The 20,998-nt window shown below is 71.7% G+C and carries 21 protein-coding genes; 12 read left to right on the top strand and 9 right to left on the bottom strand.

Annotation, left to right across the window (positions count from 1 at the left end; genetic code table 11):
• Positions 1 to 18 precede the first annotated feature (18 nt).
• The 4 genes from NQU54_RS29895 to NQU54_RS29880 all read right to left on the bottom strand — a co-directional run bounded on the left by NQU54_RS29895 (position 19) and on the right by NQU54_RS29880 (position 4,179).
• Positions 19 to 1,029, bottom strand: a complete 1,011-nt coding sequence (locus NQU54_RS29895; RefSeq protein WP_257633765.1) for an alpha/beta hydrolase fold domain-containing protein — start codon at positions 1,027 to 1,029, stop codon at positions 19 to 21.
• A gap of 137 nt (positions 1,030 to 1,166) precedes the next feature.
• Positions 1,167 to 1,886: a TIGR03943 family putative permease subunit gene (locus tag NQU54_RS29890; protein ID WP_257633764.1), complete on the bottom strand. Its 720-nt coding sequence runs from the start codon at positions 1,884 to 1,886 to the stop codon at positions 1,167 to 1,169.
• Positions 1,883 to 2,896: a permease gene (locus tag NQU54_RS29885; RefSeq protein ID WP_257633763.1), complete on the bottom strand. Its 1,014-nt coding sequence runs from the start codon at positions 2,894 to 2,896 to the stop codon at positions 1,883 to 1,885. Before NQU54_RS29885 ends, NQU54_RS29890 begins: the two co-directional genes overlap by 4 nt.
• Before the next feature lie 128 nt (positions 2,897 to 3,024).
• Positions 3,025 to 4,179 (bottom strand): Gfo/Idh/MocA family protein, encoded by a 1,155-nt coding sequence (locus tag NQU54_RS29880; protein ID WP_257633762.1) that lies wholly within the window; start codon positions 4,177 to 4,179, stop codon positions 3,025 to 3,027.
• 146 nt (positions 4,180 to 4,325) lie between these two features.
• Between NQU54_RS29880 and NQU54_RS29875 the strand changes: the two genes are divergently transcribed.
• On the top strand, positions 4,326 to 5,354 hold the full coding sequence (locus NQU54_RS29875) for a LacI family DNA-binding transcriptional regulator (RefSeq protein ID WP_257633761.1): 1,029 nt from the start codon (positions 4,326 to 4,328) through the stop codon (positions 5,352 to 5,354).
• 187 nt (positions 5,355 to 5,541) lie between these two features.
• On the opposite strand, the gene NQU54_RS29870 is transcribed toward NQU54_RS29875, so the two are convergent.
• Both NQU54_RS29870 and NQU54_RS29865 read right to left on the bottom strand, forming a co-directional pair.
• Entirely contained in the window at positions 5,542 to 5,874 is a 333-nt protein-coding gene (locus NQU54_RS29870) for a hypothetical protein (RefSeq protein ID WP_257633760.1), read from the bottom strand.
• A gap of 128 nt (positions 5,875 to 6,002) precedes the next feature.
• Positions 6,003 to 7,217 (bottom strand): helix-turn-helix domain-containing protein, encoded by a 1,215-nt coding sequence (locus NQU54_RS29865; protein ID WP_257633759.1) that lies wholly within the window; start codon positions 7,215 to 7,217, stop codon positions 6,003 to 6,005.
• Between the two features lie 239 nt (positions 7,218 to 7,456).
• Between NQU54_RS29865 and NQU54_RS29860 the strand changes: the two genes are divergently transcribed.
• The 9 genes from NQU54_RS29860 to NQU54_RS29820 all read left to right on the top strand — a co-directional run bounded on the left by NQU54_RS29860 (position 7,457) and on the right by NQU54_RS29820 (position 16,406).
• Positions 7,457 to 7,636, top strand: coding sequence for a hypothetical protein (locus tag NQU54_RS29860; RefSeq protein WP_257633758.1), 180 nt, complete (start codon positions 7,457 to 7,459; stop codon positions 7,634 to 7,636).
• A 2-nt stretch (positions 7,637 to 7,638) separates the two neighbouring features.
• Positions 7,639 to 8,283, top strand: coding sequence for a TetR/AcrR family transcriptional regulator (locus NQU54_RS29855; protein ID WP_257633757.1), 645 nt, complete (start codon positions 7,639 to 7,641; stop codon positions 8,281 to 8,283).
• An 86-nt stretch (positions 8,284 to 8,369) separates the two neighbouring features.
• Positions 8,370 to 9,599 carry a cytochrome P450 gene (locus NQU54_RS29850; protein ID WP_257633756.1) on the top strand — a complete coding sequence of 410 codons (1,230 nt, stop codon included), beginning with the start codon at positions 8,370 to 8,372 and terminating at the stop codon, positions 9,597 to 9,599.
• A gap of 17 nt (positions 9,600 to 9,616) precedes the next feature.
• Entirely contained in the window at positions 9,617 to 9,811 is a 195-nt protein-coding gene (locus tag NQU54_RS29845; RefSeq protein ID WP_069867705.1) for a ferredoxin, read from the top strand.
• A gap of 200 nt (positions 9,812 to 10,011) precedes the next feature.
• The gene (locus tag NQU54_RS29840) at positions 10,012 to 10,776 is read left to right on the top strand and encodes an SDR family NAD(P)-dependent oxidoreductase (RefSeq protein WP_257633755.1); all 765 of its coding nucleotides are present in this window, start codon (positions 10,012 to 10,014) and stop codon (positions 10,774 to 10,776) included.
• Positions 10,777 to 10,930: 154 nt separating this feature from the next.
• Positions 10,931 to 12,535, top strand: a complete 1,605-nt coding sequence (locus tag NQU54_RS29835; protein ID WP_257633754.1) for an NAD(P)-binding domain-containing protein — start codon at positions 10,931 to 10,933, stop codon at positions 12,533 to 12,535.
• Between the two features lie 9 nt (positions 12,536 to 12,544).
• Positions 12,545 to 13,663, top strand: coding sequence for an alpha-hydroxy acid oxidase (locus tag NQU54_RS29830; RefSeq protein ID WP_257633753.1), 1,119 nt, complete (start codon positions 12,545 to 12,547; stop codon positions 13,661 to 13,663).
• Positions 13,660 to 15,132: a cytochrome P450 gene (locus NQU54_RS29825; protein ID WP_257633752.1), complete on the top strand. Its 1,473-nt coding sequence runs from the start codon at positions 13,660 to 13,662 to the stop codon at positions 15,130 to 15,132. Before NQU54_RS29830 ends, NQU54_RS29825 begins: the two co-directional genes overlap by 4 nt.
• Positions 15,129 to 16,406 (top strand): cation:proton antiporter, encoded by a 1,278-nt coding sequence (locus tag NQU54_RS29820; RefSeq protein ID WP_257633751.1) that lies wholly within the window; start codon positions 15,129 to 15,131, stop codon positions 16,404 to 16,406. The genes NQU54_RS29825 and NQU54_RS29820 overlap by 4 nt, the downstream gene beginning before the upstream one ends.
• A 139-nt stretch (positions 16,407 to 16,545) precedes the next feature.
• Here NQU54_RS29820 and NQU54_RS29815 read toward each other — a convergent pair whose 3' ends face one another.
• Positions 16,546 to 18,120, bottom strand: coding sequence for a class I adenylate-forming enzyme family protein (locus tag NQU54_RS29815; protein WP_257633750.1), 1,575 nt, complete (start codon positions 18,118 to 18,120; stop codon positions 16,546 to 16,548).
• 163 nt (positions 18,121 to 18,283) lie between these two features.
• Positions 18,284 to 18,889, bottom strand: coding sequence for a GOLPH3/VPS74 family protein (locus NQU54_RS29810; protein WP_257633749.1), 606 nt, complete (start codon positions 18,887 to 18,889; stop codon positions 18,284 to 18,286).
• 160 nt (positions 18,890 to 19,049) lie between these two features.
• Between NQU54_RS29810 and NQU54_RS29805 the strand changes: the two genes are divergently transcribed.
• Positions 19,050 to 19,277 carry a hypothetical protein gene (locus NQU54_RS29805; RefSeq protein ID WP_257633748.1) on the top strand — a complete coding sequence of 76 codons (228 nt, stop codon included), beginning with the start codon at positions 19,050 to 19,052 and terminating at the stop codon, positions 19,275 to 19,277.
• Here NQU54_RS29805 and NQU54_RS29800 read toward each other — a convergent pair.
• Positions 19,220 to 19,906: a hypothetical protein gene (locus NQU54_RS29800; protein WP_257633747.1), complete on the bottom strand. Its 687-nt coding sequence runs from the start codon at positions 19,904 to 19,906 to the stop codon at positions 19,220 to 19,222. The two genes, NQU54_RS29805 and NQU54_RS29800, sit on opposite strands and share 58 nt — an antisense overlap.
• A gap of 171 nt (positions 19,907 to 20,077) precedes the next feature.
• Between NQU54_RS29800 and NQU54_RS29795 the strand changes: the two genes are divergently transcribed.
• The gene (locus NQU54_RS29795; protein WP_257633746.1) at positions 20,078 to 20,983 is read left to right on the top strand and encodes an NADP-dependent oxidoreductase; all 906 of its coding nucleotides are present in this window, start codon (positions 20,078 to 20,080) and stop codon (positions 20,981 to 20,983) included.
• The last annotated feature ends 15 nt before the right edge of the window (positions 20,984 to 20,998 follow it).

The raw sequence follows: 20,998 nt of genomic DNA, 5'->3' as shown, positions 1-20,998 counted from the left end.
CTCTGGCGGGCGTGCCGGTCAGTGGGCCAGCAGCCTGCGCAGCCACCGCAGCCGCGCCTGCCACGCGTCCCGCGAGATGGCCGCCTGCGGTGCCATGCTGTCGAATCCGTGGAAACCGCCCGTCCAGACGTGCAGTTCGGCCTCTCCCCCGGCCTCCCAGATGCGGCGGGCGTAGTCGACGTCCTCGTCGCGGAAGGTCTCGGCGGACGCCACGTCGACGAACGCGGGCGGCAGGCCGGACAGATCCGCCGCACGGGCCGGTGCGGCGTAGGGCGAGACGTCGTCGGTGCCGCGCGCGGCACCGAGCAGCGCCGTCCACCCGGCCTCGTTGGCGGCCCTGTCCCACACCCCGACGCCGGTCATCTGGCGGGCGGAGGGCGTGTCGTTGCGGTCGTCGATCATGGGGCACATCAGCACCTGCCCGAGCAGGGCGGGGCCGCCGCGGTCACGGGCCAGCAGGGCGACGGCCGCGGCGAGGCCACCACCCGCGCTGCCCCCGACGACGATGACGCGCTCCGGGTCGATGCCCAGCTCCGCGGCGTGTTCGGCCGTCCAGACCAGACCGGCGTAGCAGTCCTCGACCGGCCCGGGGTGCCGGGTCCCGGGTGCCAGGCGGTACTCGACGGAGACCACGGAGAGCCGCAGTTCCTGGGCGAGGTCGAGCATCTCCGGTACGCCCGTGCGGTTGTCCCCGACCGTCATACCGCCGCCGTGGATGTGGTAGAGCGCGGGCACCGGGGTGGCCGCGTCCGCCAGGCGGCAGATCAGCAGTGAGACGTCCGGCGCGCCCGCCGGGCCGGGGACGGACCGCTCCTCGACCCGGAAGGCCCCGTCGCGCTCCAGGGTCTCGTTCGTCACCGGCCGCATCCCGGGCACGTCCTCAGGAGGTGTCGCACCCGGGTCGGCCCCGGACCCGCCGGGCGGCATGAGCTCATGGATGGCCGCGAGCGCGGTGGCGAGTTCCGGGTCGAACGGCGGCGGCGGGCCGAGCGGTGCCGTGGCCGCACGGTCGGGGGAGGTGTGCTCCATGGTCGGCTCCCAGGGTCGTGGCAGGAGGAATCTCCTATGGTCGGGCGCCCACTGCCCCAAGATCAGCAGCCGCGCGGCGGGATTCTACCGGCCGGGTGGCGGGCGGGATGTGGACCGGTTTGACGCGTGGTCGGCCATCAGCCGTTCCAGCTCTCGTCGTACGGATCGCGCGGGGCCGGGACCGGCCTGGACCGGCTGACCTCGAGGTACGGGATGGCGCCACCGCCCACCGGGTCCTTGGTCCGTTCGCTGGTGTAGGTGCCGATGACCTGGAGCCAGGTGTCGGGTTGCAGCACCGGTGGGATCCGCCCGGTCAGGCCGATCTTGACGGGCTGGGCGTCGGCGGCGCAGCAGTTGAGGGCCATGCGGACGAGGTAGGGGGCGCCGTGGCCGTCGAGGGCGACGAAGCCGGTGATCTCGACCCTGCGGTGCTCCAGGGAGCGCCCGTGGTCGTACACCGCGCGCCCGGCGTAATCGGCCACGTTGAGCGGCAGCGGGTCACCTGCGGGGAGGTCGGGGAAGCCCCAAGGGCGTTGCAGCGCCGTACCGGTGTGCATGGCGGTGTACGAGCCCAGCGCGGGCGGCGCCACCAGGATGAGGGCGAACAGCGGGAGCACGAGCAGCCAGGAGACACGTGGCTCCCGGTGGGCATGGCCTCCGTCTGCGTCCCCCGCGTCCCGCGGTCGCCGCTCGTACCAGACGGTGGCGACGGCGGCCGCGATCAGGACGACGCCGGCCGCGAGGAGCAACGGGCGCAGCCCCGCCTTCACATAGCGCAGATAGAGGTCGGTGAATCCGGCCCGCAGCACCGCCACGCCGACCAGGAACAGCACGATCGCCTGAGCCTTGCGGTTCACAGCAGCACCGCCCCGACCAGGGCCGACACCAGAACGGCGAGGACGAAGGTGGCGGGGGCGAACCGCAGCGCGAACCCGCGGCCGAACGTGCCGGTCTGCATGGCGAACAGCTTCAGGTCGATCATCGGCCCGACGACCAGGAACGCCAGCCGGGCGGTGAGCGGGAACTGCGACAGGGACGCGGCCACGAAGGCGTCGGCCTCGGAGCAGATCGACAGCAGCACCGCGAGGACCGCCAGCGCGAGGACCGATACGACCGGGTCATCCGCGGCGCCACGCAGCCAGCTCGCCGGCACCACGGCCTTGAGGGTGGCCGCGGCCATCGCGCCGACGACGAGGAACCCACCGGCGTGCATCACATCGTGGCGTACGGACGCCCAGAACGCTGCGCCCCTGCCGTGGCCGTGGAAGGAGGGGCGGGCCGGGGGGCGCAGCCAGTCGGCCCGCCCCAGCCGCTGCCACAGCCAGCCCATCGCACACGCCACGAGCAGACTCGCCACGAACCGGGCCAGCACCATCTCCGGTTGGCGGGGGAACGCCACGGCGGTGGCGGTCAGCACGATCGGGTTGATCGCCGGGGCGGACAGCAGAAACGCCAGCGCCGCCGCGGGGGTGACGCCCCGGCGCACCAGCGCCCCGGCCACCGGCACGGAGGCGCATTCGCAGCCGGGCAGCACCGCCCCGGCCACCCCCGCCACCGGCACCGCGAGCGCGGGCCGGCGCGGCAGCGCGCGGGCGAAGAACGACGGCGGGACGAACACCGCGATGAGCGCCGACAGCAGCACTCCGAGCACGAGGAACGGCAAGGCCTGGAGGACCACCGCGACGAAGACGGTCATCCAGCTCTGCGCCACCGGGGCCGACAGCGCACGGCGGATCGGCCCCTGAGCGACCACCACCAGGAGCAGCAGCATGATCAGGCCGAGGGCGGAGTCGAACCTCCCGCCCCGCGGATCGCCCGCGGCGCGGCGGCCGGCCCCGGTCGGGGCGGCTTTGGTCGTGGTGGTCACGGGTGAGGCACCTCCGGCGTCGAGGGTGCGTGGCGGTGTTCCACGCCCCCTCCAGTACGCCGGTACGGCCCCGAGTGCTCACCGCGTCCACCATGAGCTGGAAGTCACCCTGTCGTCCGCCACTTCGCTCAGCCGGGGCTCACCCAGGTGCCCAGATCGGCGGAGCGGGTCATGGCGTCCAGCACGGTGGCGCTGTGCACGGCGTCGTCCAGGGTGGCGCCGTGGGCGGTGCCCTCGGCGATGGAGCGCATGAAGTGGTACGCCTCGATCACCTTCAGATCGTCATAGCCCATGCTGTTGGCCGAGCCGGGCTGGAAGGCGGCGTACTCGCCGTGGCCGGGGCCGATGTACACGGTGGAGACGGGCTGGTCCTGGTAGGCGCTGCCACGGCTGACGCCGAGTTCGCCCATGCGCCGGAAGTCCCAGAAGACGGCGCCCTTGGTGCCGTGGATCTCGAAGCCGTAGGTGTTCTGCTCGCCGACCGAGACCCGGCACGCCTCCAGCACCCCGCGGGCGCCGGAGGCGAAGCGCAGCAGACACGAGACGTAGTCCTCGTTCTCCACCGGGCCCAGCTCACCGCCGGTGGCCCGGGTGTGGCCCGCGGTGGCGCCGGTGGGACGGGCCCGCTCGGGCACGAACACGGCGGTGTCGGCGGTCAGGGTGTCGATCTCACCGAGCAGGAAACGAGCCAGGTCCACCCCGTGCGAGGCGAGGTCGCCGAGCACGCCGCTGCCGCCACGCGCACGTTCGTACCGCCAGGTCAGAGCGGACTCGGGGTGGGCGGCGTAATCGCTGAAGAGGCGGATACGGGCGTGGGTGACGGTGCCGATCTCCCCGGCGGCGATCATGGCGCGCGCCGTCTGGACGGCGGGTGCGTTGCGGTAGTTGAAGCCGACCGCGCCCTGGACACCGGCCTCGGCCACGGCGCCGGCGACCGCGCGGGCGTCGTCGGCGGTGAGCCCGACCGGCTTCTCGATCCAGATGTGCTTGCCCGCCCGGGCCATGGCGACGCCGATCTCGCGGTGCAGAAAGTTCGGCGCGGCGATGCTCACGGCCTGGACCCGGGGGTCGGCGGCGACCTCGCGCCAGTCCCGGACGGCGGTGGCGAAGCCGTACCACTCGGCGGCCTCCTCGGCCCGTCCGGGCACCTCGTCGGCGACGGCGACCAGTTCGGGCCGTACGGACAGCCGCGGGAAGTGGTGCGGCAGCCGGATGTACGCCTGGGTGTGCACCCGTCCCATCCAGCCGAATCCCACGACGGCGACCCCGAACGTACTCACCATGGCTGCCCTTCTTTGGAGCTTCTTCGGAACCTTCTTCGAAACCGTCTTTGGACCGTTCCATACTTCTCCCGACCCACACTGGAAGCCCTATCCGCAGGTGTCAACCCCTTTGACAACCGCGTCCGCCTTATGGAACGGTCCACACCATGAGACCACCGACGATCCGCGACGTCGCCGAACGGGCCGGAGTGTCGAAGTCGCTGGTCTCCCTCGTGCTGCGCGGCTCCGAGCAGGTGCGCCCCGAGAAGCGGCAGGCCGTCCTGACCGCCGTCGAGGAGCTCGGCTACCGGCCCAACGCCGCCGCGCGCAGCCTCAGCGAGCGGCGCACCCGGACCGTCGGGGTGCTCCTCAACGATCTGCGCAACCCCTGGTTCGTGGAGCTGCTCGACGGCCTCAACTCCGAGCTGTACGCGAGCGGTCTGCGGACCCTGCTGGCCGACGGCCGGCTCAACCGGCGGCTCGGCGAGGACCTCACCCACACCTTCACCGAGCTGCGGGTCGACGGCCTGATCGCCGTGGGCACACTTCCCGATCCGGCGGCGGTGCGCACGGCGGCCGCGCGGGTGCCCACGGTGGTCGCGGGCACCCGCGAGCCCGTGCTGCCCGACGTGGACATCGTGGCGGGCGACGACGAGCGGGGCGCCCGCCTCGCCACCGAGCACCTCATCGGCCTGGGCCACCGGCGCATCGCCCATATCGCCGGGCAGGGCGTGGTGGGCGAGCTGCGCCGCCGCGGCTTCGAGGCGGTGACGCGCGAGCACGGCCTTGCCGGGTCGGCCACCGTGGAACAGGGCGATCTGACCGAGGAGGGCGGCTACCGGGCCACGGTCCGGCTGCTGAGCGCGCCACAACGGCCCACCGCCGTCTTCGCGTTCAACGACATGGCCGGAGTCGGCGCCCTGTCGGCCGCCGAGGAGCTCGGCCTGCGGGTGCCGGGCGACCTCTCCCTCGTCGGCTACGACAACACCTACCTCGCGCGGCTGCGCCATCTGTGGCTCACCACCGTGGACAACTCCGGCCACGACATCGGCCGCCGCGCCGCACGCCGCCTGCTGGACCGGATCGCCGACCCCGGCCGCCCCGGCGAGGTCGCCCTCACCACCCCGTCCCTCGAAGTGCGCGGCACGACGGCGCCACCGCGACCGGCGGACCGACCCCCGCGCACGGACCATTGACGCCCCGTCGCCCGCTCCCGCCGGGTGGCCGTGGGTGTCTGTAGCTGGAGGCGGTCGGCGGTGTGGTATGGCGCCGTTGCGTACCACTGAGGCGGCGGTCCGTGCAGCGTGGCCTTCACATAGGACCGGAAGTACGTCCAGCCCTCAGGCAGGGGCGCGGTCATCGGTGTTGGCTCGACGTGTCGGCTCATGACTTGGCCTCCGGAACACCCTCCGCCTCCGGCTCCAGCGGGTTCGGCGCGGGGAGACGGCCGCCCCGGGACTCCGCCACGAGCAGCACGTCCCCGAGGCACTCCGTGAGTCGCTTCAGCAGATGGGCGCACTCGGTCGGTGCGACAAGGAGACCAGCGTCCAGGATGCCCCGGCTGAGCGACATGACGGCCTGTGCCGTAACGATCTGCTCTGCTTCGATCCGGTCAGCCAGGCGTGCGACATGGCCGTCGGGTGAGTCATCAGGTGTGTACGTGCGCTGGCCGTTTTGACCCGGCCATGGCAGTAAACGTAGGCGGGTAGCCTTCATGCGTCGCGCTCCTTCGAAGCGTGGCCATGCCCCCGGCCGGTTCGCCCCGGTGCGGGGGTCCTTAACAGCCTGAGCCTGACGGGCGCCGCGATGAAGCGACAGGGAATGCGTTACGCAGTCCGGCGACGTTAATCGGCGACACCCAGGAACTCGGCGATCGGCTTGAGCCCGGTCGGCCGTGACGACCAGTTCCACAGGTCCCGCACGACAGCGACGGCGAGTGTGTGATGCCGCATCCACGCTGGGGCGTTGCGCTTCAGGGACTCCAGCGCCTTCACGGCACCTACTCCGTTGCCCAGGTCGGCGTGGGCGCGTGCGACGTCGAGCAGCAGCCATGTCCGCCACGACGGCGGGGTGTCCTTGGACAGTCGCATCCCACGGGCGAGGGTCAGAGCCTCGCTCGGCCGCTCGTGCTGGACGGCCAGGCGGACCCGCTCAATGCGCACGGAGGACTTGCTGAAGACACTCAGCAGCTTGCCGTCCTGTGGCTTCGGCATCCTCGCCAATCGCTCAGCGGCCTTCTCCGCGGTCACCATCATGTCGCTGGCACGCTCATAGTCGCCGCTCCGAGCGTGGCTCGTCGCGGCCGACATGAGGAGCCCGCCCCAGACTCGCATCCCCTCCGGAGTACCGCTGTGATCGCGTTCGACCCGATCAGCGGCGTGGACAGCCAGCCCACGTGCGTCGTCCAGCCTCGCCTGACGCTGGTACGCCCACGCGACGGAATTGGAGATCATGGGGGCCAGGAGCGGGTCCGACGAGGCGTCAGCGGCGGCTATGGCCCGTTCCAGGGACGACAGGGCGAGATCCGTCTTCCCCATCCGGATGGCGAGGTGTCCGCCCAGCTGAAGTGCCTTGCTCAGCGCTGCCTGCCCTGCCGCGCGCTGGTCGGCGTCGCCGACAGTGGCAGCGAACCGGGCGTCGGTGATCAGGCCCGGCAGTGCGCTGAGCAGCTCTTCGAACGCTGCCGCGTGGTAGAGCGTCCACCCGCCCGCGATATCACGCCGGACCCGCTCCAGGGTCAGGGTCTCCAGGTCGCCGGGCGGGGCAGGTGGGGCGAACAACGGCGGCATGATGGCGCGACGGACGGCGACGAGTTGCGGGGAATCGGATTCTCCCGTCGACGGAGCGCCTGGAGGGTCGCCCACCAGGCTCGTCAGCTCTACGCCAAGCCCTGATGCAAGAGCGTGCAGCGTGGGCAGCCGCACGGAACTGTGCGGCTTCTGTTCCAGCCGACGAATGGTGTCGACAGACACACCAGCCTGCTCTGCCAAGCCCTCTTGTGTCAGCGTCGCCTGACGGCGGAGACGCCTCACACGGTCCCCCAGGTACTCCGTTGCCATACAACCAAGCTACTCCGAGCCTGGACTTGGGGGGCGTCGTCAGCCTGACGATGGCTCCCGAACACAAAGCCCCATCGAATGATCCCGACAGGGGATGAGGCACTGCGGTCATTCCCTCTGACGGTCGCCAACGCACCGGGCGACGGCGGCCGAAAGTCTTAAATCAATCGCTTGACTTAAGGTGGCCCATGCGATTGCCTGATCTTGTCGATGACCGCCTCGGGCCGAGGGAGAGCGTCGTGGATCAGGGAGACGGCGAGGTGGCCGGCACCGTACTGCCGCGCGGCACCGCCGTGGTGTGCGGCATGGCCGTCGCCGACCGTGGACCGTCCCACGAACCCGCGCTCACCGTAGGGCAGTTGCGGCAGTTGGCGGGCGTGGCCACAGGCGGGCCGCGCGAGCTTCCGGGGAGGTGGTGACCATGGCGGGCAGGGCCGTACGGTATGAGCGGGCCGACGCCACGCGCGAGGCGATCCTCGCCGCCGCGGAGCGGCTGTTCGCCGAGCGCGGGGTGTACGCGGTCTCCAACCGCCAGGTCAGCGAGGCCGCGGGACAGGGCAACAACGCGGCCGTCGGTTACCACTTCGGCACCAAGGCCGACCTGGTGCGGGCAATCGCCCGGCAGCACGCCGAGCGCATCGAGAGGATGCGCATACGGCTGCTGGACGAGATCGGCGACTCCACCGACGTACGGGACTGGGTGGCCTGCCTGGTGCGCCCGGCCGTCGAGCATCTGGCGGAGCTGCCCAGCCCGACCTGGTACGCCAGGTTCTGTGCCCAGGCGATGACCGACCCCGCGCTCCAGGAGATGATGGCCGAGGAGTCCCTGGCCTCTCCGGCGCTGCGGCGTACCGTCGAAGGATTCAACCGGTGCCTTCCCGAGCTGCCGCTCGAGGTGCATATCGAGCGCGGCGCCATGGCGCGCAATCTGATCCTGCACATGTGCGCCGAGCGGGAGCGCGCACTCGCCGAGCACACCGCCACACCCCGGTCCAGCTGGCACGACGCCGCCACCGGCCTGATCGACGGAATCGTCGGACTGTGGCTGGCACCCGTCACCCGCTGATCGCGGGGCCACACACCAGCGGCCCGTGCGGGCCGCCGATCGACAACGGGGGTTCCACCACACACCTCGTACGAATTGAGGGAGCGATGACCAGCACAGTCAACCCGCTGGACGAGCGCGATGCGAAGGCCCCGGAGTATCCGATGGCCAGGGCGGCGGGGTGCCCGTTCGACCCGCCCCCCGCCCTGCGGGACAAACAGCAGGAGGGGCCGCTGGCGAGGGTCCGCCTCTGGGACGGCAGCACCCCGTGGCTTGCGACCCGGTACGCCGATCAACGGGCGCTGCTGGCCGACCCCAGGGTCAGCGCCGACATCAACCGGCCCGGCTATCCCCGGCAGGCCCCGATGCCCCCGGGAGGCACGGGGGTCAGCTTCATCCTCAAGGACGACCCCGAGCACGCCCGGCTGCGGCGGATGGTGACGGCGCCGTTCGCCATCAAGCGGGTGGAGGCGATGCGGCCCGGTGTGCAGAAGATCGTGGACGATCTGATCGACGAGCTGCTGGCCGGTCCGAACCCGGTGGACCTGGTGGAGGCGTTCGCCCTGCCGGTGCCCTCGCTGGTGATCTGTCAGCTGCTCGGAGTGCCCTACAGCGACCACGACTTCTTCCAGGACAACAGCAAGGTCATCATCAATCGGAACGTCACTCCCGAGCAGCGGTCGGTCGCCCATGGGAATCTGCTCGCTTATCTGGACGATCTGATGGGCGAGAAGATCGCCCGCCCCGTCGACGATCTGCTCTCCGGGCTGGCCGGGCGAATCACGGCGGGCGAACTCGCCCGCGACGAGGCGGCACAGATGGGTGTGCTGCTGCTGATCGCGGGACATGAGACCACCGCGAACATGATCGCGCTCGGCACCCTCGCCCTGTTCGAGCACCCCGATCAGCTCGCCCTGCTGCGCGACACCGACGATCCCCGGCTGATCGCCTCGGCCGTGGAGGAGCTGCTGCGCTATCTGCACATCACCCACAGCGGGCGGCGCCGGGTGGCGACGGCGGACATCGAGATCGGCGGGGAGGTCATCCGCGCGGGCGAGGGGCTGATCCTGGCCAATGACATCGCCAACCGGGATCCGGACGTGTTCGCCGAGCCCGACCGGCTGGACCTCCGGCGCGACGCCCGCCGCCATGTGGCCTTCGGCTTCGGGGTGCACCAGTGCCTGGGCCAGCCGCTGGCCCGGATGGAGCTCCAGGTCGTCTACAGCACCCTGTACCGCCGCATCCCCACCCTGCGGTCGGCCGCCGAGCTGGATCGGATCCCCTTCAAACACGACGGATCCGTCTACGGCGTCTATGAACTTCCCGTGACCTGGTGAAGAGAGAGGAAACCCCGATGAAGGTGACCGTCGATCAGGACAAGTGCGTCGCGTCCGGCCAGTGTGTGGTCGCCGCGATGGAGGTCTTCGACCAGCGCGAAGAGGACGGCATCGTGGTGCTGCTCAACGCCGAGCCCCCGGCCGAGCAGGCCGACGACATCCGGCACGCCGCGGCGGTGTGCCCGGCCGTGGCCATCGAGGTCCGGGACTAGGGCCGGGTCCGGGACCGGGACCAGGACCGGGACCGGGACCGGGCCGCGGACCGTACGGCCGCGAGCGGGCGGCGGCGCGGGCGTTTCCCCGCCCGCGCCGCCGCCACCCCGTGCACACCACAGTGGGATGCGCACGGTCCGCGGAACACATCGATCTCGGACATGTCCATCTCGTACGACATGGAGAAGGGAAGACAACCGTGAACAGCACCGGTCTTCAGGATCGCGCCGTCATCGTCACCGGAGCGGGATCGGGGATCGGCCGGGCCGCGGCCCTGACGTTCGCCGCCGAGGGGGCGAAGGTGCTGGTCGCGGACCTCGACCGGGACGGCGCCGAACAGGTTGTCGCGGCGATAGGGGCGGCGGGCGGGGTGGCCCGCGCGGCCGTCGGCGACCTCGGCGACCAGCGGGTGGTGGACGAGGTCGTCGCCACGGCCGTGGAGGCGTTCGGCGGTGTGGACGTCCTGGTGAACAACGCCGGCATCATGGACCGCTTCTCGGCGGTGGCGGACACCGACGACACCGAATGGAACCGGGTGCTGCGGGTCAATCTGACGGCCCCGTTCATGCTCACCCGGGCCGCGCTGCCGCACATGCTGGCGGCCGGCCGGGGCTCGATCGTCTTCACCGCCTCGGAGGCGTCGCTGCGCGGCAGTACGGCCGGCGCCGCCTACACCGCCTCCAAGCACGGTGTGGTGGGCCTGGTGAAGTCCCTCGCGGTGATGTACCGGGAGCAGGGGATCCGGGCCAACGCGATCGCCCCCGGCGGCACCGCCACCGCCATGCGGGTCGACGCCCGGCCGGGAGAACATGGCCCGGCCGTCATCGGAGCCCATACCTCGAGCGTCGGCAGGATCGCCACGGCCGAGGAGCAGGCCGCCGCCATCCTCTTCCTCGCCTCCGACGCCGCGAGCAATGTCAACGGCGTCCTCCTGCCCGTGGACAACGGCTGGTCGGCCGTCTGATCCGACGCCGGGCCCATCACACTGGCCTGTTTTCGATGTTGCTCAAGGTGACAGCGGCTCATTAGAGTGGTTGTTGAGACTTAAAGGAAAATTGTCACGGCTTTCCCCTGTCATCGCGCTCCCCACGGCATCGCGCTCTTGAAAGGAAGGCACTGTGCACAACCAATCTCTCCACTCTTCCGAGGCTCTTGACTACCTTGTCATCGGGGCCGGCCCCGCCGGCCTCCAGCTCGGGCACCTGCTGGCGACGGCGGGCCACACGTACCGGATCCTGGAAGCCGGAAACAGACCGGGCACCTTCTTCCAAAAGTTCCCCCGCCACCGTCAGCTGATCTCCAGCAACAAGGTGCACACCGGTATCGACGACCCCGAGTTCAACCTCCGGATGGACTGGAACTCCCTGCTGTCCCCCGATCCGGAGCTGCTGTTCACGCGTTACAGCAAGCGCTACTTCCCGGCCGCCGACGACTATGTGCGTTATCTGGCCGACTTCGCCGAGGCGTTCGACCTCGACATCGCCTTTGACACCCGGGCGGTGCGGATCCGACGCGACGACGACGGCTTCACCGTCACCGATCAGCACGGCGGCGACCACCGGGGCCGCCGGTTGGTGATGGCCACCGGAGTGAGCCGGCCCTATATCCCCGATGTGCCCGGTATCGAGACCGCCGAGGACTACTCCGATGTCTCGGTGGACCCCGAGGACTTCACCGACCAGCGTGTCCTGATCCTCGGCAAGGGAAACTCCGCGCTGGAGACGGCCGACAACCTCATCGAGACGGCCGCCGTCATCCATGTGGCCGGACCACACGGCCTGCGGCTGGCGTGGAAGAGCCACTATGTGGGCCATCTGCGTGCCGTCAACAACAACTTCCTCGACACCTACCAGCTCAAATCGCAGAACGCCATACTCGACGGCAATGTGCTCTCGATCGAGAAGGAGCCGGGCGACGGCGGCCGGTACCGGGTGCGGTTCAGCTTCTCCCGGGCCAACGAGGTCGTGAAGGAGATCCCCTACGACCGGATCATCGTGTGCACCGGCTTCCGCTTCGACGCCTCGCCGTTCGACCCCGAATGCCGCCCCGAGCTGGTCATCAACGACCGCTTCGCCGCCCTCACCCCGGCGTACGAGTCGGTCAATGTGCCCGGGCTGTACTTCGCCGGCACCCTCACCCAGCAGCGCGACTTCAAGAAGTCCACCAATGGCTTCATCCACGGATTCCGCTATGGCGTACGGGCGTTGAGCCGCATTCTCGACGAACGCCACCATGACCGGGCCTGGCCGGTGCAGCCGCTGGCCACCGATCCGGCCGCGCTGGCGGACGCCGTGGTGGCGCGGGTGAACCGCAGTTCCGCGCTGTGGCAGCAGTTCGGTGTGATCGGCGATCTGCTGGTCGCGGCAGACGGCGATCAGGCCCGCTACCACGAGGAGGTGCCGGTCGCCTACGCCCATGAATCCCCCCTGACGGCGGGCGCCGACTACTTCGTCGTCACCCTGGAGTACGGCCCCGACCACGACAAGGTCGACCCCTTCGACATCACGGTGCGCCGGGCGGCGCAGAACTCGGTCGGGGAAGCCTTCGACGCCTCCTATCTGCATCCGGTGATCCGCCACTTCCGGGGCGGTGAGCTGCTCGGCACCCACCACATGGCCGAGAACCTGGAGAACGAGTGGAACCACCCGAAGGTCCACCACGCCCCGCTGGTCGAGTTCTTCGCGCGTAAGCTGGACGCGCAGCCCGCCGGCGCGGGGCGGTGACACCGCGCCATGCTGATGACCGTCCAGGACTTCGAAACCGCCGCCCGGACGAGACTCGACCCCGTCCACGCCGACTTCATCGCCGGTGGCGCCGGGGACGAGATCACCGTACGGGCCAATGAAGAGGCGTTCCGGCGGCTGCGGCTGCTGCCCAGGGTGCTGCGCGGCAACACCGAGCGGGCGCTGGACATCACCGTGCTCGGCAGCCGCGCACGGACGCCGATCCTGCTCTCGCCGACCGCCTTCCACAAACTCCTCGTCGAGGAAGGGGAGTTGGCCACCGCACGAGCCGCCACGGCCGCCGGCGCGATCATGATCGTGAGCATGGCCTCCACAGTGGCGGTGGAGGCCATCGCGGAGGCCACCCGTGGCGCCGATGAGGGCGGCGACCCGGCGCCCCTGTGGTTCCAGCTCTACCTCCAGCCGGACCTGGAGTTCACCCGGTCCCTGGTACGGCGGGCCACCGACGCGGGGTGCACCGCGCTGGTGGTCACCGTGGACTCCCCGGTGCGCGGCGCGCACGAGCGCGATGTGCGCAACGGCTTCCTCGACCTGCCGGACGGACTGCGCTGCGAGCACATGGTCGATCCGCGCGAGGGCGGCCGGGTACGGCCGATCGCCATGTCGGCGGAGATCTCCTGGACCCATATCGACTGGCTGCGCGGGATCACCTCGCTGCCGATCCTGCTCAAGGGCGCCCTGCACCCCGAGGACGCCCGGCTGGCGGTGCGCCATGGCGTGGACGGGCTGCTGCTGTCCAACCACGGGGGCCGTCAGCTGGACACCGTGCCCGCCACGGTCGAGCTCCTCCCCGAGATCCACGCGGCGGTGGCCGGACGGATCCCGATCGTGCTGGACGGCGGGGTGCGGCGGGGCACCGATGTGGTCAAGGCGCTGGCGCTCGGCGCGTCCGCCGTGGGCATCGGCCGGCCGGTGATGTGGGCCCTGGCCGAGGGCGGCGAGAAGGGCGTACGGCGGCTGCTGGAGCTGCTGCGCGAGGAGCTCGACCAGGCCCTCGCGCTGTGCGGCGCCTCCGGTGTCCAGGACCTCACCCCGGATCTGGTGCGCGCCCCGGTGTGGCCTCCCGCCGACGCGTCCGCCGCCCTGCCCGGTGGAGTGGTCTCATGAGCCGCCTCGGACGGGCGGCCACCGGTGCGGCGGCCGTGGCGCTGACGGCCAGCCTGCCGTACTGGCTGCCCCGGCTGGTGATCGACCTGCGGGTGCGCCTCTTCGCGCGGGTCAACGGCGAGGAGGGGATTCCGGCACCCGGCCGTGAGGTGCCCGTCGAGGAGTTCAAACGGGTCTACGGGCATCCGGCCGCGAACGGCCGCAGCCGCGGCGCCGCCCTGTCCGACCTCTTCTGGTACTGGCTCTCCCCCGGCCCCGAGGTCCACCAGGAGCATCTGGAACCCGGCCCCCGGTACGACGAGGTGGCCAGGACGACCCGGCAGATCCTCGCCGGGCTCTCCCGCGAGCGGTGGAGCGAACTGGTCGGCCGCTGCACCCGGCGGGTGCTCGATGAACTCGACCAGGACACCGGCGGATACGGCACCCGGGAACACCGGGTGCGGCTGCGCGACTTGATGATGCCGGTGTGGGCCGAGGTCTACTACGAAGTGGTCTTCCGCGAACCGTGCCCACGCCATGTCCGGGACCTGATCGTCGGCAACGCCGACGACGTGGTCAGCGCCCTGAAGTGCACCAGCCTGCGCCATATGGACCGGCGGAACCGGCTCACCGCGTATCTGCGCGAACGGCTGGCGAGCGATCCCCCGCCGGTGCCGCTGCCGTCGCTGCTCAGCCGGCGGGAGCAGGCGTACTACCTCCAGGGCACGTTCTTCAACACCGCCGTGGTGCAGACGTCGGAGGCGATGGCCCATCTGCTGCTGGCACTCGCCACGCACCAGAGCGTCCAGGACCGACTGCTCTCCGGCGAGGAGGACGCCGACTACCTGGACCATGTCATCAACGAGACGCTCCAGCACTTCCCGCTGTTCGGCGTGGCCCACCGCATCACCACCGGGGAGATCCCCCGGGGCGACGGACCTCCGATACCCACGGGGTCGGTCCTGCTGTTCAACTACCCCGAGTATCAGCGATCGGGAGCCACCGGTCCGCAGCGGTTCGACCCCGGCCGCTGGCTGTCCGCCGACACCCGGCCCTCGGCCTTCATCCCGTTCGGGGTGACCGCCAACCGGCCCTGCCCGGCCCGTGGTTTCGCAGTGCTGACCATGCGGGTCGCGGCCGAGGAGATGCTGCGGCGCTTCCGGCTGGAGTCCACGGCCGAGCACACCCGGTCGCTGCCCAGCCGCGGCCCCTGTCTGCTGATCCCGCACACCGACCGGCCGGCCACGGCGGGCCGGAGACCGGCCGTGCGGGCGGCGAGGCTCGCCGGGATGCGGCTGGGCGACCGGTGGGCGGCCATCCCGCGCAGCCTCACCCAGCTGGTGCTCGGCGGCTACATGGTGTGGGACGCCCAGCGCCAGGGACTGTGCCGGAACTACTTCGCCGCGGCGTCCGGTGATCTCGCCGAACCCGCCGTCGCCGTAAGCCGAACCCGCCGTCGCAGTAAGCCGATGAGGAGGGTGAGACGATGACTCCCACAGAACTCGCCCCCGCCTTCTTCATCGCGGCCGTGGTGATCCTGCTGACCTGCCGGCTGGTGGTGCTGATGGCGGGCCGATTCGGCCAGCCGCCGGTGGTCGGGGAGATGATCGCCGGTGTGCTGCTCGGCCCGTCGCTCTTCGGGCTGGTGGCGCCGGGCGCCTCGGACGCGGTCTTCCCACCGGAGCTCAAACCGGTGCTCTATGTGGCCGGGCAGATCGGCCTGGTGGCGCTGATGTTCCACGCGGGGTACGAATTCAGGGCCCACGCCGGCAAGGGGCTGGCCGGAACCGCGGTGACGGTCTCCGCCGCCGGGGTGGTGGTCCCGCTGCTGCTGGGCGTGGGGCTGACCTTCGCCGCCCACGGCCACGTTCCCCTCTTCGTCGACGGGGTCTCGGTCTGGGTGACCGCGGCCTTCGTCGGGGTCGCCCTCGCCATCACCGCCTTCCCGATGCTGGCGCGCATCATCACCGAGCAGGGGATCTCCGGGACCCGGCACGGCTCGCTGTCCCTCGCCTCGGGGGCCACCGACGACGCGGCCGCCTGGCTCATGCTCGCCGGAGTGCTGAGCGTGGCCTCGGAGAAGACAGGTCCGATCGTCAAGGCGCTGGGCGGTTCGCTGGTGTTCGTGGCCGTCCTGTTCCTGGTGGGCCGGCGTCTGCTGGCGTGGATCATGACCAGGCCGGGGCTGAGCGATGAGACCCGGCTGCTGTTCACGGTCGCGGTGCTGTTCTGCGGCGCCTGGTTCACCGACACCATCCAGCTGTACGCGGTCTTCGGGGCGTTCTGCGTCGGGCTGGCCATGCCGCGCCACGAGGCGTCCGAGCGGGTGGTGCGGACCGTCCAGGGGGCGACCCAGGTCATCTTCGTGCCGATGTTCTTCACGTACTCGGGTCTGAACACACGCTTCGACGTGTTCGCCGACCCGGCCGTGATGGCCTTCGGTGCGGCCTGTGTCGTGCTCGCGTCGGTCGGCAAGTTCGGCGGTTGCTGGGCGGCCGCCAAGCTCTGCGGGGAGCCGGGTGCGGTGGCGGTCAGGGTCGGCGCACTGATGAACGCGCGCGGGCTGATGCAGCTCATCGCTCTCAACATCGGGCTGTCGGCCGGGATCGTCGGCGATGAGCTGTTCGCGGCGCTGGTCCTGGTGGCGCTGGTGACCACCGTGATGACGGTCCCGGTGCTCAACTGGCTGGACCGCAGGGACGCCAGGTCCCGGACGGCCGGGGAACCGAGCGGCACCGCGGCGGCGGTGCCGACCGGGAGCTGAGCACCGCCCCGCGCACGGAAGACGTCCCGGCACGCACTCGGCGTGCCGGGACGTCCTGGTGTGTCAGACCACCGTCGGCCGTGACTCGTCGCGGGCCGGCGTCCCCCGGCCGGACCGGCGACCCCGCGCCGTCACGCCGTCACGCCGTCTCCAGCGGCCCGGTGACCCGCGACAGCAGCGCCCGCTTGTCCGGTTTGCCGCTCGGCGCCACCGGCACCTCGGTCACCACGGTGACGGTGGCGGGCACACTCGCCTCCCCCAACTCGGCCGCGACGAGGGCGCGTACGGCGTCGAGATCCGGTTCACGACCCTCGGCCGGGACGACGAAGGCGTGTGCGGCCTCGCCGGTGCGCTCGTCGGGCGCGCCCAGCACATACGCCTGGTCGACATCGGGGTGGGCGGCCAGCGCGCGTTCGATGGCCCCGGCGTAGTGCACGATCGCGTTGATGATGACCACGTCCCGGGCCCGCCCGGTGAGCCGCAGAAAACCGTGTTCGTCCAGGTGTCCGACGTCGCGGGTACGCACCCACCCCGCCCGCAGGACCTCCCGGGTCTGCTCCTCGTCCTTCCAGTAGCCCGCCATCGCGGAGTCGGTGCGCACCCATATCTCGCCGGTGGTCCCGGCGGGCACCGAACGCCCCTCGGGGTCGCGGACGTCCAGCTCCACACCGGACCACGCCCGGCCCACCGAGTCGTACACCTGGTCCGGCCACTGGGCCATATGGTCCGGGGTGAGCAGGGTGAGCATGCCGGTCTCGGTCTGCCCGTACCCCTGGTGCACCACCGGGCCCAGCCGCCGGGCCGCCTCCGCGAGCCGGTGCGGGGCGAGCGGGGATCCGGCCACGAGCAGCGCCCGGAGGCTGCTGGTGTCCACGCGGTCGGTGCGCAGCACGTCCAGCACATGGTGCAGCCGGGGCACGGTCATCAGACACGCGGTGATCCGGTGGCGCTCGAAGACCTGGGGGAAGGCGAGCGGCGGTTCGGGAATGACGGCGGTGCCACCACCCATCAGACAGGCTCCGAGATGCTCGAAGATCACCGCGCTGGTCAGGGTGCCGAAGAGCAGATACCGCTCATAGCGCGCCGCGAGCCGTGCGGTCCCCTCGGTCCAACGCGCTGGCTGCCAGGCCCAGTTGAGGGCGAGCGAACGGTAGGTCTGCGTACAGCCCTTGGGTTGTCCGGTGCTGCCGCTGGTGAGCGTCACCATGGCGATGTCCTCGGGACGGCCCTGGGCGGTCAGCTCCCCCGTGGCCTTGGGGTGGGCGTCCAGGAGGTCCGGGCCCAGCCGCACCACGGTCACCTCGCGCGCCGCGTCCAGCAGTTCGGGGGTGGCGCCGGTCTCGTCGGCCACCAGGACGTCGATTCCGTCGGAGAGGACGTAGCCGAGATGGGCCGGGGTCATACCGGGCCGCAGCCCGGTCACCCGGCAGCCCAGCAGGTAGGCCGCCATGAGCACCGCGAAACCCTCGGGTGTCACATCGGTGGCCACCGCGACCGACCGCCCCGGGCCGAGTCCGGCCGCCCGCAGCCCGTCGGCGCACCGGCCGATGAGCTCCAGCACCTCGCCACGTGAGAGGACGCGTGAGCGGTGTTCGAAGGCGGGCAGCTCCGGCCGCGCGTGGAAGGCGTCGATGACGGCCTGGGGGAAGGGCGCCGGTACGGGCTCGGCGTCGCGGTGGGATCTGTGACCGGACGCTCCGGCTAACGTGTCCATGTGCGTCTCCGTTCGGGGGGTGGTGCCCACTGGGACGTGGTGGATCACCGGACACGATACGGCCGTACGGCCCTCCCGGGGCCGGAGTTCGGGATCATCGACGGCGGTGCGGCACCCCTGGTGGCGTTCTGCTCCTCCCGGCGCCGCCCGCACCGTCACGCGGTCATTCGGCGCGCCAGACGTTGTCGAAGGCCGCTTCCTCGATGGCCCGCCGCTGCCGTTCGGCCTCCAGCTCCATCACGGCGTCGTTGACGGCGGCGAGCACGGTCACGGCCGCGTCGCCGGCCGCCGCCGAGGCGTCTCCCGCGGGCTCCTCGCGGACCCCGATGGCCGCCGCGAGGGACGCGAGGACGGGCTCGTCCGAGGCCCAGCGGTCCGTCGCGCGCCGACGCGCGGGTGAGTCGACCGGCACCGCCTGACCGGCGCGCACCGGCAGCCAGCCGTGGCGCCGCCGGGTGATCTGCCCCGCGGCCTCCAGGGCGTCCAGGTAGGCCGAGGACAGCCCGCGGCCCCTGCGCCACAGCCACTCGCCGACCGGTTCGTAGGGCGGCTGGCGGACGAGCGACGACACGGCCTCGTCCAGCAGACGGTCCCCGGTCGGGGGGCAGAGGCGCGGCACGATCCGCTCGTCCTCGAACCCGAGGGCCTCGGCGTCGAGGAGGTCGATCAGCTCGGCTCCCGCGAGCGCGAGCGAGAGGTCGCCCCGCTCCAGGGGGCGGGTGGGCGCCACGTCCAGGGTGACGATCATCAGGTCCCGCGGTGTGGTCATGAATCGCTCCGCTCGCCGTCCCTCAGCAACCATACGTCCCCCGGCGTTCGGCTGTCCGCCGGTGCGGTCCCGCGCGTGCGCCACGTCACCGGCCGCTCAGGAGCCGGTCGCCCCCACGCGTGGGCCAGCGCGGCCGCTTCGCCACGCGAGGTGACCCCCTGTGGACGCGGCGCACCGGATGCGGCGCGCCGTCCTGGCCCGGTCCCTGCTCGTCGAGCATGGCGTGCACCACGGCCCGCACCACCGCGCGGGCCGTATTGGCCACATCGGCGGGGAGCGGCCGGTCCGCGCCCTCCTCCGTACCGGGCGGGCCCAGGTCCAGCCGTACGGTCAGGCCGCGCAGCTCCAGGCGAAGGCGTCACCGGCGGGCTCCTCCACCAGCGCCTGATCGCGGTCGGTCCGGGCGCGCAGCTCGGCCAGGGCGGTGACGGCGAAGTCCACCGCGCGGGCCCGGGCGGTCGGATCGTCCAGATCGCGGCGGCGCAACACACCGAGCAGGGCGGACAGGGCGGTTCCGTGGGCGTCGACGAGCTCGGCGATGGCCGTGGCCCGCGCCGCGGCCGCGGCGCGGGACTGGGCCAGCACCCCGGGCACCGCCTCGGTCGCCATCCGGTCGCGGTGCGCGGTCACCAGGTCCCACAGGACGCGGGCCGTCGCCAGGGCCGCGGCCGGGACGGGGGCCTCCTCGGTCCGTACGAGGACGAGCAGCGCGCCCCGCGCGGTGGCGTCGCTGTACAGGGCCAGCACGGGCACATCGGCGCCCCCGATCCGGGCCCGGCCCTGCCAGCTCCCCTCGGCGCGCGCCGCCGGGGAGAGCGCGGCCAGCTCGGTGGTGGTGATGGTGGCGCCGGGGTCACCGGAGGGGTGTCCATGGGTCTTGAACGGTGAGTGCGGGCAGTTGCCGGAGAGCTCGGCCACCGCCCGGTGCGGAATCGCGTCAAAGAGCGCGGCGGACAGGCGCGGGAGGATATCGCCCAGGGGCGCCCGGATCACATCGACCGCGGCCGTGAGGTCCATGTCCGTCAGCGTAGTGGGGCCCCTTCGCGGGCCCGGCCGTTCCTTCGGCCAGGTGGAACCGGCTGAAGGAACGGCCGGGGCGGGGCATGTCCCGGCCGAGGATGGCGTTGTCGCTACAAACGGCCCCTCGACAGGGCTGGTGCCCCAACAGGGCTGACGGGAGTGAGAGAGATGAAGGCAATCGTCTACGAGGAGTACGGCGGCCCCGAGGTGCTGCGGCTGAAGGAGACGGAGGAGCCGCATCCGGGTCCCGGGCAGGTGCGGCTGAAGGTCGTGGCCGCCGCCGTGAACCCCATCGATTACAAGATCCGCCGTGGCTGGATGCCGCAGATGGGCCCCGGGCTCCCCGCCGTCCCCGGCTCGGAGGCGGCCGGGATCGTCGACGAGGTCGGCGAGGGGGTCACTGATCGGTCGGTGGGCGATGAGGTGCTGGGCTGGACGGACACCGGCGCCTACGCCTCGTACGCCCTGGCCACCAATGTCGTCCCCAAGCCGGCCGACCTCGACTGGGAGACGGCCGCCGCGCTGCCCGTGGCCACCGAGACCTCGGCGCGCGTGCTCGACCTGCTGGGGCTCAAGGAAGGCGAGACGCTGCTGCTGCACGGGGCCGCCGGTGCGGTCGGCGGGGTCGGCGTCCAGCTCGCGGTGGCCCGGGGAGCCACCGTCATCGGCACCGCCTCGCCCGCCAACCACGACTATCTGCGCTCGCTCGGCGCGATCCCCGTGGCGTACGGCGAGGGCCTGGCCGACCGGGTGCGCGCCGTGGCCCCGAAGGGTGTCGACGCCGTCTACGACGCGGCCGGTCAGGGCGCCCTGCCGGTCTCGATCGAGCTGCGGGGCGGCACGACCGACCGCATCGTGACCATCGCCGACCCCGCGGCCGCCGATCTCGGTATAACGTTCTCCGGAGGCGGCGGTGGCCGCCCCCTGGAGGACATCGCCGGGTACGCCCGGCTCGCCGCGGAGGGCCGGCTGCGGGTGCCCATCGTGCGGAGCTTCCCGCTCGCCGACGCCGCCGAGGCCCATGAGCGGAGCGAGGCCGGCCACAGCCGGGGCAAGCTCATCCTGCGGCCCTGATGAAACGCTGTTGTG

The organism is Streptomyces malaysiensis subsp. samsunensis (genome assembly GCF_024519315.1).
Taxonomy (GTDB): Bacteria; Actinomycetota; Actinomycetes; order Streptomycetales; family Streptomycetaceae; genus Streptomyces; species Streptomyces malaysiensis.
This window is presented reverse-complemented; position numbering and strand designations above follow the sequence as displayed.